19 protein-coding genes are annotated in these 17,853 nt (G+C 63.5%); 11 read left to right on the top strand and 8 right to left on the bottom strand.

Translation table 11 applies throughout. The features are described 5' to 3' along the window. Positions 1-66: 66 nt before the first annotated feature. A complete protein-coding gene (gene trxA, locus D5S08_RS09270) occupies positions 67-387 on the top strand; it encodes a thioredoxin (RefSeq protein ID WP_121117811.1) in 321 nt (106 codons plus the stop codon). Positions 388-463: 76 nt separating this feature from the next. Here trxA and D5S08_RS09265 read toward each other — a convergent pair whose 3' ends face one another. The 6 genes from D5S08_RS09265 to D5S08_RS09240 all read right to left on the bottom strand — a co-directional run bounded on the left by D5S08_RS09265 (position 464) and on the right by D5S08_RS09240 (position 5,989). Further along, a complete protein-coding gene (locus tag D5S08_RS09265; RefSeq protein ID WP_126665529.1) occupies positions 464-952 on the bottom strand; it encodes a hypothetical protein in 489 nt (162 codons plus the stop codon). Positions 953-957: 5 nt separating this feature from the next. Beyond that, positions 958-1,770 carry a ferredoxin--NADP reductase gene (locus tag D5S08_RS09260; protein WP_121117807.1) on the bottom strand — a complete coding sequence of 271 codons (813 nt, stop codon included), beginning with the start codon at positions 1,768-1,770 and terminating at the stop codon, positions 958-960. 204 nt (positions 1,771-1,974) lie between these two features. Next, complete coding sequence (locus D5S08_RS09255) at positions 1,975-2,442, bottom strand: hypothetical protein (RefSeq protein WP_121117805.1); 468 nt, start codon at positions 2,440-2,442, stop codon at positions 1,975-1,977. A gap of 222 nt (positions 2,443-2,664) precedes the next feature. Further along, the gene (locus D5S08_RS09250) at positions 2,665-4,731 is read right to left on the bottom strand and encodes an NAD(+) synthase (RefSeq protein ID WP_121117803.1); all 2,067 of its coding nucleotides are present in this window, start codon (positions 4,729-4,731) and stop codon (positions 2,665-2,667) included. Next, the gene (locus tag D5S08_RS09245) at positions 4,728-5,243 is read right to left on the bottom strand and encodes a CinA family protein (protein WP_121117800.1); all 516 of its coding nucleotides are present in this window, start codon (positions 5,241-5,243) and stop codon (positions 4,728-4,730) included. Before D5S08_RS09245 ends, D5S08_RS09250 begins: the two co-directional genes overlap by 4 nt. A gap of 83 nt (positions 5,244-5,326) precedes the next feature. Beyond that, complete coding sequence (locus D5S08_RS09240; protein ID WP_121117798.1) at positions 5,327-5,989, bottom strand: RBBP9/YdeN family alpha/beta hydrolase; 663 nt, start codon at positions 5,987-5,989, stop codon at positions 5,327-5,329. A 192-nt stretch (positions 5,990-6,181) separates the two neighbouring features. On the opposite strand from D5S08_RS09240, the gene D5S08_RS09235 reads away from it, so the two are divergent. The 6 genes from D5S08_RS09235 (at position 6,182) to D5S08_RS09210 (ending at position 12,567) form a co-directional block, all read left to right on the top strand. Then, complete coding sequence (locus tag D5S08_RS09235) at positions 6,182-7,465, top strand: class I SAM-dependent methyltransferase (protein ID WP_121117796.1); 1,284 nt, start codon at positions 6,182-6,184, stop codon at positions 7,463-7,465. A 107-nt stretch (positions 7,466-7,572) separates the two neighbouring features. Continuing rightward, positions 7,573-8,472 carry a metal ABC transporter substrate-binding protein gene (locus D5S08_RS09230; protein WP_145963202.1) on the top strand — a complete coding sequence of 300 codons (900 nt, stop codon included), beginning with the start codon at positions 7,573-7,575 and terminating at the stop codon, positions 8,470-8,472. Beyond that, positions 8,472-9,320, top strand: coding sequence for a manganese/iron ABC transporter ATP-binding protein (locus tag D5S08_RS09225; protein ID WP_121117792.1), 849 nt, complete (start codon positions 8,472-8,474; stop codon positions 9,318-9,320). The genes D5S08_RS09230 and D5S08_RS09225 overlap by 1 nt, the downstream gene beginning before the upstream one ends. Next, positions 9,317-10,186 carry a metal ABC transporter permease gene (locus D5S08_RS09220; RefSeq protein WP_162301949.1) on the top strand — a complete coding sequence of 290 codons (870 nt, stop codon included), beginning with the start codon at positions 9,317-9,319 and terminating at the stop codon, positions 10,184-10,186. The genes D5S08_RS09225 and D5S08_RS09220 overlap by 4 nt, the downstream gene beginning before the upstream one ends. After that, positions 10,186-11,031, top strand: a complete 846-nt coding sequence (locus D5S08_RS09215; protein ID WP_121117790.1) for a metal ABC transporter permease — start codon at positions 10,186-10,188, stop codon at positions 11,029-11,031. The genes D5S08_RS09220 and D5S08_RS09215 overlap by 1 nt, the downstream gene beginning before the upstream one ends. Positions 11,032-11,241: 210 nt before the next feature. Then, positions 11,242-12,567: a tyrosine-type recombinase/integrase gene (locus D5S08_RS09210; RefSeq protein ID WP_121117788.1), complete on the top strand. Its 1,326-nt coding sequence runs from the start codon at positions 11,242-11,244 to the stop codon at positions 12,565-12,567. Between the two features lie 8 nt (positions 12,568-12,575). Here D5S08_RS09210 and D5S08_RS09205 read toward each other — a convergent pair whose 3' ends face one another. Beyond that, on the bottom strand, positions 12,576-13,157 hold the full coding sequence (locus D5S08_RS09205; protein ID WP_121117786.1) for a hypothetical protein: 582 nt from the start codon (positions 13,155-13,157) through the stop codon (positions 12,576-12,578). Positions 13,158-13,486: 329 nt separating this feature from the next. Here D5S08_RS09205 and D5S08_RS09200 point away from each other — a divergent pair, with 329 nt between their 5' ends. From D5S08_RS09200 to D5S08_RS09190, 3 genes are all read left to right on the top strand, one after another. Continuing rightward, on the top strand, positions 13,487-13,693 hold the full coding sequence (locus D5S08_RS09200) for a hypothetical protein (RefSeq protein ID WP_121117784.1): 207 nt from the start codon (positions 13,487-13,489) through the stop codon (positions 13,691-13,693). Between the two features lie 140 nt (positions 13,694-13,833). Then, entirely contained in the window at positions 13,834-14,103 is a 270-nt protein-coding gene (locus D5S08_RS09195; RefSeq protein ID WP_121117782.1) for a helix-turn-helix transcriptional regulator, read from the top strand. Positions 14,104-14,217: 114 nt separating this feature from the next. Next, complete coding sequence (locus D5S08_RS09190; protein ID WP_121117780.1) at positions 14,218-15,822, top strand: DUF3987 domain-containing protein; 1,605 nt, start codon at positions 14,218-14,220, stop codon at positions 15,820-15,822. A gap of 251 nt (positions 15,823-16,073) precedes the next feature. Here the strand turns inward: D5S08_RS09190 and D5S08_RS09185 are convergent, their stop codons facing one another. Further along, positions 16,074-16,808 (bottom strand): DUF4145 domain-containing protein, encoded by a 735-nt coding sequence (locus D5S08_RS09185; RefSeq protein WP_162301948.1) that lies wholly within the window; start codon positions 16,806-16,808, stop codon positions 16,074-16,076. A 441-nt stretch (positions 16,809-17,249) separates the two neighbouring features. Here D5S08_RS09185 and D5S08_RS09180 point away from each other — a divergent pair, with 441 nt between their 5' ends. Next, on the top strand, positions 17,250-17,831 hold the full coding sequence (locus tag D5S08_RS09180; protein WP_126665528.1) for a hypothetical protein: 582 nt from the start codon (positions 17,250-17,252) through the stop codon (positions 17,829-17,831). Positions 17,832-17,853 lie beyond the last annotated feature (22 nt).

Below are 17,853 nucleotides of genomic sequence, written 5' to 3'. Positions count from 1 at the left end.
TGGCCGCTTGCCTGCGGGCGCGTCACGCTTACATCACGTCCCAACGATAGACAGGAGCATCAATTCATGGCCACCAAGACCGTTACCGACACCAGCTTCCAGACCGACGTCCTCGATTCCGATGTGCCGGTGCTGGTGGATTTCTGGGCCGATTGGTGCGGACCGTGCAAGATGATCGCCCCCGCGCTGGAGGAGATCAGCGAGGAGCTGGACGGCCGCGTGACCATTGCCAAGATGGACATCATGGACAATCCGGAGGTCGCCGGCCGCATGGGCGTGCAGTCGATCCCGCTGATGGTGCTGTTCAAGAATGGCGAGCCGATCGCCCAGAAGCTGGGCGCCGCGCCCAAGAGCCAGCTGAAAAGCTGGATCGAAAGCGAGATCTGATCCTGGAGGACTGATCGGGGGGAGCCGATGGCTCCCCTTTTCAGATCCGCGAATTGGTCATGGTGTTAGCCGTCGCTCAGCCGCCAGCCGGATGCCCAGCTGATCCAGCAGAATACGGACAGCCGTCCGCAGGCGAAATCTCCACCTGATCTTCCTCGCCCAGATCCAGCCAGCGCAGGACGGCAAAACCGGCCCATTGCAACGCACCGGGCAAACCATGTGGCAGCACCGGATTGGGCCCGACCGCCTGCAAGACCGGCACCTGCCGTAGGGTAGCGAGCAGGGCGCACTCGTCTGCGGAAGGTGGCCCATCATCGCTGCCGGCCTGCAGCGCGCGAGCGAGAGACGCCTCCGTCAACGCGAAGAAGCTGTCGCAGGCGACCGCCAGCTGGGCGCTGGCATCTGCTGCCAGACCAGCCTGCCGGCCATGCTCCGCCGCCTGCCTCGCCATCGCCGGCAGCGGGTTCGCGCCATCCTGACGGTGCCGGTCCCACTGCCGGAACAGCGCCAGCAACGCCTGCTCCCCGCAGCCCGATCCCCCGTCAGCAATGGCGCAGACATACATGCATATTATCCCACGAAGGCCCGCTCGATCACGTAATCGCCAGGCTTGTTGTTCGCGCCTTCCACCAGGCCGAAGGTTTCCAGCTTGGCGGCCAGATCCTTGATCATTGCCATGGAGCCGCACAGCATGATCCGGTCGCTCTCCGGATCGAAGGTGGCCGGGCCGGACAGACCCTTGAACAGGGTGCCATCATCGATCAGCGCATCAATGCGGCCGGTCGTGTGGAACTCCTCGCGCGTGACGGTCGGCACGTAATGGAACTGGCGTGCGGCCTCGTCCTCCACGAGCGGGTCGCCCGCCAGCTTGCTTTCCAGGAACTCGCGATAGGCCAGATCGCCGACCTTGCGCACGGAGTGGACGACCACGATTTCCTCGAACATGTCGTACACGTCCGGGTCGCGCGCCAGGCTTAGGAAGGGGGCCAGACCCGTGCCGGTGGACAGCATGAACAGCCGCTTGCCCGGCTTCAGCGCGTCGGTCACCAGCGTGCCGGTCGGCTTCTTGCCGACATAGACCTGGTCGCCCGGCTGGATATGCTGCAGGCGGGAGGTCAGCGGACCTTCCTGCACCGCGATGGACAGGAACTCCAGCTCCTCGTCATAGGAAGCGCTGGCAACAGAATAGGCGCGCAGCAGCGGCTTCTTGTCGGATGGCAGGCCGATCATCACGAATTCGCCCGAACGGAAGCGGAAGCTTGCGTCGCGGGTCAGGCGGAAGCTGAACAGCCCGTCCGTCCAGTGCTGGACCCAGGTGACCGTCTCCACGCTCAGCGCTGCGGTAGGCTCCAGCACCATGCCATTGCTAACCAGATCGTTCATGTATTCCCCATATCATTCGCGCCGCCACGGCCCTGCGACCGTCCGCCGGCCCGATCTTCCGGCGCTGCGCATAGCAGGTCCCGCGCAAATAGCCGCAATGCAGACTGGCGCAAGGCACCGGCTAGGTGGGGAGCGGGCTGCACATGCACAATCCTTCTGGCAGTATCGCTTCCCTTTCGACACTGCAGCGGCGCAGACCTTGTATCAGCGCGGGCAATCGGCTGCGGCAAAGCCGAGCCTGGCGTCGGCAAAGGCGCCGGCCAACGCCTTGAGACTGGCGGCCAGGGCAGGCGCGGCCGACAGGTCGACCAGCGCTTCGCAGATTGCATCCACCGCCTGGTCGCGGCCGTGATCCGCCGCGACTAGGGCGGAAAGCAGGATCGCCTCGTGCTCCGTCACAGATGTGCGCTCGACTGCGCCGAAGCGCATGGGGGTGCGGCCATGGTGGCATAGCGCCCGCATCCCTTGATGGAGCGGCTCGGTTGCCCCGCGCAGGTCGGCGGAGCGGAAGGCGCAATCCACCAGCCGGCAGACGCACCGCCCGTCGATCGCCGCAGTCGCCCATTGGCGCATCGCCCAGACGAACAGCTGGACCCCGCGATCCTGCCGCGCAAGCGGGCGGTCGACGAATTCATACATCGGCGCGCACCGTTCCGGGGTGGAACCTTCCATCCCGATATCGCAGTGACTGCGCCAATACGGCGCATGGAGGGCGGACCTCCAGGGCTGTGGCGCCGGACCGCGCCGGCCATTGCGAACATCCGCATGCCAGGTGATGGCTGAACAGCAACTCCATCCTGCATCTCCGCTATTGCAACTGAATTGCAGGCAAACTGCAGCTCTGGCGAGGCTTGGTCAAGCTGCCTTTTGCAATTTATTCGCAGGATGGAAGCATCACTCCGGTGGCAACATCGCCTTCAACTCCGCCAGCCACACCGCCGAGCTGGCATCGGACGGCGCCCGCCAGTCGCCCCGTGGGCTGAGCGCCCCGCCAGAGCTGACCTTCGGACCGTTGGGAATGGCGCTGCGCTTGAACTGGGTCGTCGCAAAGAAGCGGTGCACGAACTTCTCCAGCCAGTGCCGGATCGTGGCAAGTTCGTACTGGTTGCGGCCGTGTTCCGGGAACTCGGGCGGCCACATGCCGCCCGTCACATCGCGCCATGCGTGCCAGGCCAGGAAGGCAACCTTGGACGGCCGCTGCCCGAAGCGCATGATGTGATGCAGGAAGAAGTCGTTCAGCTCGTAAGGGCCGACAGTGCCCTCCGTGCTCTGCAACTCCTCATCCTCCCCTTGCGGGATCAGTTCGGGGCTGATTTCCTGTCCCAGGATCGCTTCCAGCACAGTATCGGTCGCCTCGTCGAACTGGTTGGTCCGGGTGGCCCAGCGGATCAGATATTGCATCAGCGTCTTGGGCACGCCGGCATTGACTGCATAATGGCTCATCTGGTCGCCCACGCCATATGTGCACCAGCCAAGCGCCAGTTCACTGAGGTCTCCCGTGCCGATCACGAAGCCGCGATGCTGCCCTGCCAGGCGGAACAGGTAATCGGTGCGCAGGCCCGCCTGCACATTCTCGAAGGTCACGTCATAGATCTTCTCGCCCCGCGAATAGGGATGGCCGATATCGGCCAGCATCCGTTCTGCGGCTGGTCGGATGTCGATCTCCTCCGACTGGATGCCCAGCGCATCCATCAGCTTCCATGCATTGGACTTCGTACCGGCGGAGGTGCCGAAGCCCGGCATGGTGAAACCGCGGATGGTGGTGCGCGGCAGGCCCAGGCGGTCGCACACCTTGGCGGCAACGATCAGCGCATGGGTGGAATCGAGCCCGCCCGACACGCCGATCACCATGCTTTCGCCACGAGTAGACTCAAAGCGACGCATCAGGCCATCGACCTGGATGTTGAACGCCTCGAAACAATCATCGTCCAGCTTCTGTGGACGGTTGGGCACGAAGGGGAAACGCCGGATCGGCCGGATCAGCGCTGCATCGGCCGGGGCAGCGGCGGGCTGGTGGTCGAAGGTGATGGTGGTGAAGTGATCCTCCGGCCGGCCGGCTTCCTCCGCATTGTCGTTGAACGTCTGCAATCGCAGTCGGTCGCCCAGGATACGCTGCGTATCGACATCGGCGATGCACAATTCGGGGCTGCGTTCGAAGCGGGCGCTTTCGGCCAGCAGGTCGCCCAGTTCGTAGATCATGCCCTGACCATCCCAGGCGAGATCGGTCGTGCTTTCCCCATGGCCGGCGGCCGAATAGACATAGGCGCTGGCCGTGCGCGAGGAGTGCGCACGGCACAGCAGATGGCGTTCGTCAGCCTTGCCGATCACGATGTTGCTGGCGGACAGGTTGGCCAAGATGGTCGCCCCGGCGAGCGCGCCGTAGCTGGAGGGCGGGATGGGCGCCCAGACGTCCTCGCAGATCTCCGCATGGAACATGAAGCCGGGCAGCCGGGCGGAGGCGAACAGCAGGTCGCAGCCGAACGGGACATCCTCTCCGGCGACCCGGATGGACATGCCGCCGCGGATGTCGCGGCCATGGGCGAACCACCGCTTCTCGTAGAACTCGCGGTAATTGGGCAGGTAGCTCTTCGGCACGACGCCCAGCAATCGCCCGTCGGCAATCGCCAGAGCGCAATTGTACAGGCGGCCACGATGTCGCAACGGTGCACCGACCAGCAGCACGGGCGCCAAGCTGGCACTCGCCTCCACTAGCATGGCCACGGACTGCTCGACCGCGTCCAGCAGCGCATCCTGCATCACCAGATCGTCCAGCGAGTAGGAGGATAGGGAAAGTTCGGGATAGACCAGCAGGTCCACGCCGCAATCGTGCGCCCGGCGGGCTTCTGTCAGGATGGCATCACGGTTGAAGATGACGTCGGCCGTGCGCACCGCAGGGGTAGAGGTCGCCACGCGCACGAAACCGTGAGTGTGCCGGTCGTAGAATGGGTGATCTGCGCTCACTGGCTCAAAGCCTCCGCCAACATGTCCAGCGCGGTCCTGAGTGCGGCGATACGCACCCCGTCCCGCCCGATCGCGCCGAAGCGCTCCTCCCGGTGGAAGGCCTCTCCACCCTTGCGGGCGCAGCCGAAATGGACAAGCCCTTCCTCACCATCCTCGTCCTTGCCGGGCGGGCCGGCATAGCCGGTTACCGACACCGCGATATCGGCCCGGGATGCCGCCAATGCGCCGGTGGCCATGTCGAGCGCGATCTCCCGACTGACCGCGCCGCAACTGTCGACGCGCTTGCGTTCGATCGCCAGAAGGTCGCACTTGGCCTGCTTGGAATAGACTACGAAGCCACGTTCGAAGGCATGGCTGCGGCCGGGCACATCCGTCAGCAGCGCCGCCAGCAGGCCGCCCGTGCAGCTTTCCGCGGTCGCCAGCATCAGATCGCGGTCGCAGGCGGCATCCAGCACCTTCTCGACGGCTTCCACGATGTCGTCCGGGAGGGCGGGGTCGAGCGTCTCGGTCATTTGTTCTTTCCTCACCCGGCCATCGCAGCTTCCCGGGTGAGAGGACTAACACGTGTCGAAAGCGCTGCGTTCCCGATGGCACATCAGGGATTTGCGGCAAGCCGGGCATGCCGCGCCGCGCTTCGGCGAGCCGGGCCGGCCAGCCTGTCCTGAGTGTCGCGGTGTTCGCGAAGCAGCCGGCCCAGCAATTCACGACCGAAAGTCCAGTCACCCAGGCCGGACTCTGCGTTGATGTGCCCGATCCTGCCAGCGGACACGAATCGCGAACCCCAGTCTTGCGCCAGCATCCGCGCGGTACGCAGCTGGCAATAATCGTCATTGTCGCTCGCCACCAGGAAGGACGGGAAGGGCAGCGTCGCGCGCGGGCAGGCACCGAAGCGGGCGAGGCGCAGATCGGTGCCGGGACGGTCGACATCGGGCGGCGCCACCAGCAGTGCCGAGACGACCGGATTGCCGCGACTGGGCTGCTCATATTCGGCCCACCACGCGACCGCGAGGCAACCCAGGCTGTGCGCGACCAGCACAACCGGCCGCTCGGCCCGGTGAATGGCGAGGTTCAACTTGTTTACCCAGGTGTTGCGATGGGGGTCGTCCCACATGCCGAGGTCCACACGGGCGCAATCGTCCCGCTGCCGTTCCCAGCGCGACTGCCAGTGTCGAGAGTTGGAATTGTTGATGCCCGGCACGATCAGGATCAGCGGATCTTCCGTCAGCCGGTTGGGGGCGAGATCGAGGTAGTGGGCCATGTCTGCTCTCCTGCAAGGTCAGTTGCGCAGCCGTCCGACTCGTGTGGTTCGACAGCTGGATCATAACTCAACCAGGTAAGTAGAGAATAGCTTGGCGGCGGGCCGCATCTGGCGTGAGCCGAAGCGATTTGTTGATCCGGTTGGCAGCGAACAGCATTGGCAAGCCGGCCGGCTTGCAGCAAAGGAACGGTGATGACCTCGCGCCAATTGACCAGCCTGCTGTCCCTTGCTCCCGTCCCGGGAGAAGACGTGCCGGGCGTGCATGGCAGTGACCGGCTGCACCGGCTGTTCTACGGCGCGATCGGCTGGCCGTTCCTGGCTTTCAGCCTGTGGGGTGGCACCCGCGCCAGCAAGCGCCACCTGCTGTCGCGTATCGGGCTGGAAGAAGACGCGTTGCCGCATCTGGGCAGCTGGAAGGCCGACACCGGCTTCCTGCACCGGATCGTGGACGCGATCGAACTGTTGCGTCCTGCCATGGTCGTGGAGCTGGGTTGCGGCGCGTCCAGCCTGGTGGCTGCGCGGGCGCTGGAGCTGAATGGCGGCGGACGGCTGGTCAGTTACGATCAGCATGGTGGCTTCGTGAACGCCACACAGCGCTGGCTGGAGGAGGAGGGCGTCACCGCCAGCCTGCGCCATGCACCCCTGCGGCCGGCGGCGAGCGGCGACTGGCCGGGCAGCTGGTACGATCTGCACGATGTGCCGGATTCGATCGACCTCCTGATCATCGACGGGCCGCCGTGGACCGTGCATCCCTTCGTGCGCGGCGCGGCGGACCAGCTGTTCGGCCGGCTGCGGCCCGGCGGCATGGTGCTGCTGGACGATGCGGCCCGCCCGGGGGAGCGGGTCGTGGCGCGGCGCTGGCGCCGGCGCTGGCCCAACATGCGCTTCGAACGGGTGGGCGGCAGCACGGCGGGCACGCTCGCGGGTCGCAAGAGCGCGGACGTGATACCTCTGCCGCGGCGAGAGATCGCCATGGTCGCCGGCACGCGGCGCGTGGCGTTCGCCGCGGCGCTGCTGGTGGGCGGATGGCTGCTGCACGATGCGGCCGAAAGCGTGGCACCGCCGGTGCAGGCGGCAACCTTCGTGGACGAGGCCGAGGCGTCTTATCGCGCCAGCCTGACCCGGCAGGCGATGCTTTCGCAACCGGAAAGCACCTTGCTGGACCGCACCGAACTGAGCCGCGCCACCGGGCTGAGCCTGCCCGTCATTCCTGCCGACTGGCGGGTGCTGGACGTGCAGGTCTATCCGGCGAAGAGCGGCATGGCGATCGCCATGGTGCTGCAGACGGACAAGGCGGAAACCGTCGCGCTGTTCACCACCCGGGCGGAAACCCCGGCGGAGCGGCTGCCGCTGCTCGACCGGCGCAACGATCGTTCCGTCGCCTATTGGGAGGAGGGCCCGGTTGCCTTTGCCCTGACCGGCGAGCTGCCGACAGCTCGCATGCTGTCGCTGTCGGCAAGTCTCGCCAGCAGCTGAAGCCAACGACGGCAACATTCCGTAATTCGCCGAAGCACCCTTCGCACGCAGCGTCGTCACTACTATATAGCCATGGCTAAGGAGGTGGGCACTTGCGAACAATGCACATGACAAGCCGACGTGATGCGTTGCGGCTGGGTGCGGGGGCCTTGGCATTGGGGGCTCTCGCCGGGTGCGCCAGCGAGCAGCAGGCCGGCTTCACGGTCGTAACCACCTTCACCATCATCGCCGACATGGCCCGCAACGTTGCAGGCGATGCCGCCAGGGTGGAATCGATCACCAAACCCGGTTCCGAAATTCATAATTACCAGCCCACGCCGGGCGACATGGTCCGGGCGCGTGGCGCTGACCTGATCCTGTGGAACGGCCTGGGGCTGGAGCTGTGGTTCGAGCGCTTCCTGAACAATATGGGCGATGTACCATCCGCCGTGGTGTCGGATGGAGTCGATCCGATCGGCGTCGGCTCTGGTCCGTATAGCGGACGGCCCAATCCGCATGCCTGGATGTCCCCAGCGGCAGCGCTGGTCTATGTCGAGAACATCGCGGCAGCCTTGGCCGAGCATGACCCGGCAAGCGCCGCAATTTACGCCCGCAACGCCACCGCTTACAAGCAGCAGATCGAGCAGACCGTGGCGCCGATCCGCGAACGGCTGGCGGCCATTCCGCCACAGCGACGATGGCTGGTGACCAGCGAAGGCGCCTTCAGCTATCTCGCGCGCGATTTCGGCCTGCGGGAACTGTATCTCTGGCCCATCAACGCCGATCAGCAGGGCACGCCCCAGCAGGTACGCAGCGTGATCGACCAGGTGCGGCAACATCGCATCCCGGCGGTGTTCAGCGAAAGCACGATCTCCCCCGATCCAGCGCAGCAGGTCGCGCGCGAAACTGGCGCGCGCTACGGCGGGGTGCTGTTCGTAGATTCGCTCAGCGAAGCAGGCGGCGCGGTTCCGACTTACCTGGACCTGCTGCGCGTCACTACCGAGCGTATCGCGGAAGGTCTCGCCTGATGGACGGCGCCGAAGCCGGATCCGGCCTGGACGTCCGGCAAGCGACGGTCACGTACCGGAACGGCCATACGGCGCTGTCGGATGCCTCCTTTGCAATCCCGACAGGCACGATCACCGCGCTGGTCGGCATCAACGGCAGCGGCAAGTCCACCCTGTTCAAGGCGATCATGGGCTTTGTCCCTGTGCGTGGCGGCAGCGTCTCCGTTCTGGGCCGCCCTGTGCGGCAGGCATTGCGCGAACAGCTCGTCGCCTATGTGCCCCAGAGCGAGGATGTCGACTGGAACTTCCCGGTCCTGGTCAGGGACGTGGTGATGATGGGGCGCTATGGCCGCATGGGCTGGCTGCGCCGCCCGCGGGCAGCCGACCGGGCCGCCGTCGCAGACGCGCTGGAGCGGGTGAACATGACCGCCTTCGCCGACCGGCAGATCGGGGAACTGTCCGGCGGGCAGAAGAAGCGCGTGTTCCTGGCCCGTGCGCTGGCGCAGGATGGTCGCGTCATCCTGCTGGACGAGCCGTTCACCGGGGTAGACGTGACCACCGAAGAATCGATCATCGCCTTGCTGCGCACCCTGCGGGACGAAGGCCGGGTGATGCTGGTTTCCACGCACAATCTGGGCAGCGTGCCGCTGTTCTGCGATCGCACCGTGCTGCTGGACCGGACAGTGCTGGCAGCCGGACCGACTGCGGAGGTGTTCACCGAAGACAATCTGCGCCGGACCTTCGGCGGCGGCCTACGCCGCCACGCTTTGCCCAATGCCGAGGGGCAGGGCACCACCACCCTGCTGTTCGATGACGAGCACCCCTTCATCCTGCACGGTCGGAACGGCGAGAGCGCGGGCGGGGCATGAGCCTGGTCACGTTGCTGGCCGAGCCGTTCGGCTATGGCTACATGGTCAACGCCATGTGGGTCAGTGCACTGGTCGGCGCCGTCTGCGCTTTCCTGTCCGCCTATCTGATGCTGAAGGGCTGGTCGCTCATCGGGGACGCGCTGTCCCATTCGATCGTGCCGGGCGTCGCAGGCGCCTACATGCTGGGCCTGCCCTTTGCCTTCGGGGCCTTCCTGTCGGGCGGGTTGGCGGCGGCGGCCATGCTGCTGCTGAACCGGCGCACCCGGCTGCGGGAGGATGCGATCATAGGGCTGATCTTCACCTCCTTTTTCGGGCTGGGCCTGTTCATGGTGTCGATCTCGCCCACTTCCGTCAACGTGCAGACCATCGTGCTGGGCAACATCCTGGCGGTGACCGCGGCCGACACGGTGCAGTTGGCGATCATCGCCGGCGTGTCGCTGGCCATCCTGCTGGCGAAGTGGAAGGATTTGATGGTCGCCTTCTTTGACGAGAATCATGCCCGTGCCGTGGGCCTCAATCCGACGTACCTGAAGGTCCTGTTCTTTGCCCTGCTGGCTGCCTGCACCGTTGCCGCGTTGCAGACCGTCGGGGCTCTTCTGGTGATCGCGCTGGTGGTGACGCCGGGGGCGACGGCCTATCTGCTGACCGATCACTTCCCGCGACTGATCGCGATCAGCACCGCGATCGGCACATGCACGAGCTTCGTCGGCGCCTATCTCAGCTATTTCGTGGATGGGGCGACCGGCGGAGTGATCGTGCTGCTGCAGACCGTGGTGTTCCTGCTTGCCTTCGTGTTTGCGCCCAAGCACGGCGTGCTGGCGGCAAGACAGCGGGCGAGGCCACCCATCATGGTTGCACGACAGTGATGGACCTTCTCGCACCCTTCGCCTTCCCGTTCATGCAGCAAGCCTTCCTGATCGGGGTGCTGATCGCGGTACCGGCGGCGACCCTTTCCTGCTTCGTGGTGCTGAAAGGCTGGTCGTTGATGGGCGACGCGGTCAGCCATGCCGTGCTGCCCGGGATCGTGCTGGCCTACATCGCCGGCCTGCCGCTGATCATCGGCGCTTTCGTCGCCGGCCTGGGCTGCGCTTTGGCGACCGGCGCGCTGAAGGATCATTGCAGGGTGAAGGAGGACACGCTGCTGGGCGTGGTGTTCTCCGGCATGTTCGCGCTGGGTATAGTGCTGTTCACCAAGGTGCCGACGAATGTGCACCTGGATCACATCCTGTTCGGCGACATGCTGGGGGTAAGCGAGGGCGAGATCATCGAAACCGCCATCATCGCGCTGGTGGCGGGCGGCTTGCTGCTGCTGAAATGGCGCGACCTGCTGCTGCACGCCTTCGACCCGCAACAGGCGCGCGCAATCGGCCTGCCGGTCCGGCTGCTGCATTACGGGCTGCTATGCGTGCTGACGCTGGTGGTGATCGGCGCCTTGCGGGCGACCGGCATCATCCTGGCCGTCGCACTGCTGATCGCGCCGGGCGCGATCGCCTTCCTGCTGACGAAGCGGTTCGAACGGATGCTGGCCGTGGCCGTTCTTACCGCCACCGTCGCCAGTCTGCTGGGCGTCTATCTCAGCTTCTTCCTGGACAGCGCGCCGGCACCGACAATCGTGCTGATCCTGACGCTGATCTTCATCGCCGCGTTGTTCCGGTCAAATCCGATTGTCACGGCGCGCGCCTACGAAGGTCAAGCGCCGGAAGAGCGGTAAATCTGAGGAGGGGTGGTGGACGCACTTGGGCTCGAACCAAGGACCCGCTGATTAAGAGTTTGGCCTGAGCGAGGTTAGCAGGGGTTTGCACAGGTACTCATAAGTAGAATAAACGGCAGAAAAACGCGGTATTTGCCTCGTGGACGTAAGGCGTGGGTTAGCGTAGGTAAGTCCCAGCTACTTACGACAGACTTACGAGGGGTGCTTACCGTGCCACAGCTGAAGCTCACCAAGACCAACATTGACCGGGTTGCCAAGCCGCACTCAGGCAAGACTGACGCGCTGTATTGGGACACCGACACAAAGGGGTTCGGCCTGCGGGTTACGCCCAAGGGTCTGTCGAAGTTCATCACGCAAGGCCGGGTCGACGGCACCATGACGGACGTTCGTATTACCATCGGAAGCTACGGCGCGTGGACGGTGGACGAGGCGCGTCGGAAAGCGGACGAGTACCGGCACCAATTCGAGCAAGGCATCGACCCGCGAGAGGTAGCCAAGCAGCAGAAGGCGCTGAGCGTGACGCTGCAAGCCGTGCTGGATGCCTACGTGACCCGCCCCGGCAAGCTAAAGGACAGCACGGCGGCGGAGTACCGGCGCCAGGTCGAAAGGGTGTTCGCAGACTGGGTCAGCAAGCCCATCGCAAGCATCACCCGCGATATGGTGCAGCAGCGTCACCGCGAAATGGTGGAGCGCGGTCTGGAAGGGAAGAAAGGTGGCAAGAAGGCTGCACCCGCGAGCGCCAACGCCGCCTTCGTCACCCTGCGCATCCTGTTCAACTATGCCATGGATGAATACCGGCGCTCGGACGGGTCTGCCATGTTTGACCACAACCCCGTCGCCGCGCTCAAACGCCACTGGGCCAAGCTGGGCACCCGCACCGAGCGGTACATCGACAAGGGGAAGGTCGGCGCGGTCTGGAACAGGCTGATGGACGAGCGCGCCAGCCCACGCAGCCGGGATGCGCTCGCGGGCATAGACCTGACGATCTTCCTGCTGCTGACCGGCGCACGGCGCGACGAAGCGGCTGCGCTCACGTGGTCAAACGTCCACATTGAGGATGACTCGGCCAAGTGCTGGTGGCACCTGGACGACCGCAAGCGCGGCGATCCCATCTGGCTTCCGCTGAACACGCAGGCGGTCGCATTGCTCAAGCTGCGCCCGCGGCAGAAGCTGGAAGATGGCACGGAGTCGCCGTTCGTATTCCCCTCGTGGGGCAAGTCGGGCCGCATCATGGACGCCCGCGCTGCAATGGAGACGGTCAGCGAGGTAGCGGGCAAGCACCTGTCGCTCCACGACCTGCGCCGCACCTTCACGAACATCGCCATGCGCGAATGCCGCATTGAAAAATTCCGCACCGATATGCTCACCGGCCACAAGCCAGCGCAAGAGGACGTGACTGCCCGCAACTATCTCGATCTAGCGCACCTGGACTGGCTGTACCCCGAGGTGCAGCAGATCGGTGATTGGATCGAGGGGCAGGGCACCGTGGCGGCGGCGCAGGCAAAGGGCGAGAACGTCGTGCCGCTGCGGGCTTGATCCAGCAGTCAGCCCTCTAGCCCTTCCAAAAGGTGAGTTGGGGCCACCTCGCCTTTGAGCAGCTTCACGTAGCCGATCAGGTTGTCGAATAGCTTTCCCGTGCGGTGATACTCCTCGAAAAGATCATCTAGAACTCGGGTTGTCTCCCCTGCCTTTGTGCGCTTCCGCAGTTCCATACGATCTTTCTCAGGTCGTCCAACACACACCACCTGCATCTTTTCGCGGTCTAGAACGAGGTCGATCCTGCCGCCCCGCACAAGCGGACTCGCGTGAGCAATCTCGTTCCTAGCCTTCGCCGCGCTGGCCACGCGGACCAGCAAACTGGGCCAGTGCTTGGCAAGATCATCTTCTCGCCCGATTAACGCGGCTGAGATGATGTTTAGCTTGGCTTCAAGACCTCGAGCCACAGCAAACAGGGCGGCCGCCCGATCTACGTTTCCGCCAAGTGCCGCGCTGAACACGTCGTCCAAATAGTCTTCAACAGACTGGTAGAGCGTCACGCAATGCCCGATCAGCTCAAAGAACTTTTTGTAGTGCTTGTCGAACTCGTCTCGTCGTGCCTGTTCGTCGGGATCAGGAGGTTGATTCATGCTTCACCTTATCTGACTGGCGGCTCGTTGTCAGGCGCGGCCGTGTACCGCGCCCCACAGCGCTGACGGTGGTGCGGTGCCGGTGCAGTGGCGGCGCGCTGCCTGCCGAGCCCCACGCCGGCGCGCTGTCGAGAAATCTGCATGATCTTGTCAGCAGCGGCGGGGGCGGCTAACGAGATATTGCCGTTCAGTCCAAGCGTGATGCGGTGCCGTCCGAAAGGTCGGTTGGACTGGCATAATAGTCTGCATGGCAGGCTGGCGTTGACAGCAAATCGCTTGTCCGCCTGCCTGTTTGAAAATGGCGGATGGGCACTCAAGGAGTGTTCAGAATGATTTCCCAGCTCAAGCAAGTCTTGTTGTTCACCCAAGATGACATTTGGGTGATTCTAGATACGGCGCAGAACGAGATTGAAAGCTGGTTGGAAAAATCCGGTAGAGACAGAATGTCGATCGATGATCTAACTTCGGTTGTTATGCACAGCGTGCGTGTAAATCTTGAGGTTGGTATCACAGAAAGTTTTTACGGCGACGAGTAAAATATCAAACACTGCCCCGCGAGCTTGTGCTAACTAATACCTACCGTGGCACTATCCAAAGTCTCGTGGGGCATACTTTAATCACCCGGCAGATGCCGAAACTCCCAATGACGCCAGGGCAATGGCGGGGAGTTCACGCCATGACCATCAGCCAAACGCTGCTCTCCAATACGGAGGCCGCTGCGCTGCTCGGCATCACGCCCAACACGTTGAAGTTCTGGCGCCATAAGGGGCGTGGCCCTGCCTTCGTGAAATATGGGGAGTCCGCCCGTTCGGGCGTCGGGTACGACCCGGCGGACGTTGCGGCATGGATCGCGGAGCGGAAGTTCGCCAGCACCAGCGCCTACAGCCCGGCAGCGCGGGCGAACGCCAAACCAAACGTAAGGCGGTCTGCCGACGTATCCGCGTGAAATGCGGTCTAGTTTGCGCGTCAGCATGGCGCGGCAAGACCATCGCAAGACCAATCACGAAAAGCGGCAGGACGCACCACCATCCCGCCGCTCATATCGAAGGTTCACCTAACAATGACCACTGTACCGAACGGGCCTGAAAGTCCGCAAGCTGAGACTGCGTTCCTGCAAGCTGCCGACTTCGACGGCGATGAGCAGGACTGGTATATCGAGCAATGCGCCAACGAGATCGGCGTGGACCCGCGCGAAGCGGTCCGCGAGGTGCGGGCCGCCCAGAAGCGGCGCGCTCGGCTGCAAGGGCCGACGGTCGCTGTTGGAGAGCAGGGGGGCGACGCACCAAGCTCCAGCGCTGTAGCCCCGGCGCAGCCGCCCACATCAAGCGGTCTGGCTCCACCCCCCGGCTTTTCTGGCGCATTGGCACAGTTCATCTACGGGGCGGCTCCTCGCCCGGTGCCGGAAGTGGCGATTGTCGGTGCCCTGGGACTGCTCGCAGGTATCTGCGGGCGCGAGTGGAATATCCCGCAATCGGGACTGAACATCTACATGGTGCTGGTCGCTCGCTCTGCCATTGGGAAGGAAGCGATGCATTCTGGCATCGCGCATCTCGTCGCAGCAGCCAACAAGAAGTACAATCGTGCCCGCGAGTTTGTTATCTATGAGGACTTTGCCTCTGGACCCGCATTGGTAAAGCACCTCATTAACTTTCCATGTTCAGTCAACGTGGCTGGTGAACTTGGCCACAAGTTCCGGCAGATGGCGGAAGATAAAGACAATGCGATGCGCTCTCTGCGCAAGCAACTCACCAATCTCTACTCCAAGTCAGGCCAGAACAACATCGCGGGCGGGATTGCGTACAGCAATCAAGAAAATAACGTGATGAGCATGGAAGGAGTGGCGTTCAGCCTCATTGGCGAAACGACCCCCGGCCCGTTCTTCGAGTCCATCACACGCGGGATGATGGAGGACGGCTTCATGTCCCGGTTCAACGTCATTGAATACACCGGCGACCGACCCGCTAAGAACCTGTTCCCAACGCAGGTGCCCAGTGGCGCGGTAGTAGATCACCTCGTTGGTCTGATGAGCCACGCTCACCTGCTGCGAGATCGCAAGCAGTTCCAACCTGTGTCATTCGCGCCAACCGCAAAGGCGATGCTGGACGCGTTTGAGACGGAGTGCGATGCCGCTATTATTCGCGCACCTGACGATGAGGGGCGCCGACAGATGTGGAACCGAGCGCACCTCAAAGCCCTCCGAATGTCCGCGCTGCTGGCCGTTGGTGACCACCCCCTGTTCCCGACCGTTAGTGACGGCCACGCAGATTGGGCGATCAGTCTCGTGCGCCACGACATTGCCGTATTTAGCAAGCGCATTGAGAACGGGGATGTTGGCGAGGGGTCTGACGACGGGCGCGAACGGAGGCTGGTCCAGCTATGCCGCGAATATCTGATGATGCGCGAGGGTGACGTTCCACCCTCCGCCCGCAAGTGGGACAGCATCCGCCAACGCGGGTTGGTGCCTCACAGCTACTTGTCCCAGAAGACGCAGCGGCTTGCAGCGTTCGAGAAATATCCGCGAGGTCACAAGACGGCGCTCGACCTCGCCATTCGGACGGCAATCGACAATGGGAGGATGAGCGTTCTCGGTCCCGCCATCCTCAACGAACTTGGGCTCACGACAAAGGGCAAGATTTACGCGGTGCTGGACGCCGACCTAACTTGACCACACCGGCGGGCTAACGTCGCCGCTTGCGTTAGCCCGTCTAGCCCGCTGCCTGAGCAGACCGAGCGCTAAACTAGCGGATATTAGCGGAACCGAGGCTAACGAGTTTTCTGCAATGTACAGAAGGGGTTACATACACAAAACACACACTTTTAGCCTATTAGCCTCTCCTCCCTGCCGCTCCTTTTTACCCCGGCATGTGGCGATGCAGGGGAGGGGGGGGAAGACTAATGCTAAATGGGCTAAGGTGGTCAAGTTGAGCCGTTCGCTTTCGGTGCGGGGAGCCGTTTAGGTCGCGCGGGAATGCTGCTCTTGATGGTCAACGCCTTCTGCCCAACGATGAATGCGCGGTGCAGGAACACCTCCAACGACGACAGCAGTTCTGCCACTTCTCGAATGTCCGGTTCCCAACCCCGATGGGCGGCCGCGTTGCCCGCGTCGGTCACTACACCGAGTATGTCGCGCTCCGTTTGACCAATCCAACCGCCTTCGCGCAGTTCGTCCAGCTTCTCCTCGAACGACTTCGCCGGATCAATCCCCAGCACCTCCGTTGCCCTGTCCAGCGCCGTCCTGAGGCCGATGGCGGTCAGGATGTTGGCGTGGTTATCCTGCGCGACGTACATCTGACTCAGGATGTTGTGCAGCTGAGCGTCAACCTTCTGCATGGCGTCGAACCAAACAGGCTTCGTCTTCGCCTCCGGCTTCGGATAGGTTTGAACCTCTTTTGCGTACTCGTACTGCGGCTCGCCCATCCCGTCGTAGTAAGGGTCCACGTCCTCGCTGTTCCAGCTGGAGGTCTCGTAGAACACCGTCTCGCACCCCCGGCATTCAAGCAACGTGTGATCCACGCCGCCATTCATCGAATGACCGTGATACTTGTCCTCCCAATCCCAAGCCTTGTAAATCGCGCCATGCACCTCACACGTCCGCTCACCGTCACAGGTCGGGCAGTGCGCTTTCCGTGTCGTCTTGGGTTCGTCAGCCATAGCTGCTGATACCGAACCCATCTGACGTCGTCACCACCAACAGACGGCAGCGCCGCTGGCTAGGGCGCAGCAGCTACCCCGCCGCCATGCTGGTGCCGCTAGCGCTTTGTCAGCGCTGCTGCCGGCTGTGCGGGTGCGTGGTCATCATCCGCAAATCGCCGCGCAGTCCCGACGAGCAAATGTCTTGTAAGACGTTCGATGCAGCGAGAGTAGATGTAAGCAACTATTAAAGACAAATAACAGTAGCGGAACTAACAGGCGAACAGGTAAATAAAAGGCAGTCGTAAGTTTTATCAAACTTCGGAGCCTGCAATGCCTGAGCAAGTCGATACCCGCGTCTCGCCTGCACTTCATCCTAGCACGCTGACCGCGCTGGATGGATATGACGAGGACAGCGCCAAGTTCATTGGCGATGCGGAGAGCGCACTCCGTGATGCCTATGTGACCATCGGCAAGGTGCATACAGCCACGGAGGTAGGTCGTAACGACCCGACGCATACCGAGGAACACCGCATCCTGATTGTCGGCAAGGTGGCCGCCAAGGAGCAAGAGCGGCTGCTGCGCCGGTTCGATGTGGCCACAGCCAACATCACGAAGGCGGCGGAGCATATCGAGCGCGAACTGTCCGTACCGGTCGAAAGCAAGGCCAGCCTGAACGTGGCCTCGGAAATCCGGGCGCATTCCAGATCATTGGACAGCAAGGCGGTGGATTTCGTGCGCGAGCGCATCAACAGCGGCGATGACCTGTCTGTGTCGGCCGTGCTGGGCGCGCCTTCCTACCTGTCCGGCCTGTCCGACGAGATGCGGACGGTACTGACGCGCCAATGGCACGAGCGGCAGAACCCGGCGCTGGTCCAGCGCCTGACGCTCATGCGCGCCACGCTCGACAAGCTGAACACCGATGCAGGCAAGGTCTTCATTGAGATGGAGAAGGCCGTGGGAGCCGACCCGTCCAAGGTGCGGAACATCGGTGCCGCGCACGAGGCAGCACAGGCCGCGCTCCGGATCGAGCCGACTGTCTGACCCTGTTCTTCCCCTGTTGAGA

The sequence above is a fragment of the Croceibacterium ferulae genome (genome assembly GCF_003660445.1).
In the GTDB taxonomy this organism is placed as follows: Bacteria; Pseudomonadota; Alphaproteobacteria; order Sphingomonadales; family Sphingomonadaceae; genus Croceibacterium; species Croceibacterium ferulae.
The sequence above is the reverse complement of the archived record's forward strand: the minus strand, read 5'-3'. Positions and strand labels throughout refer to the sequence as shown.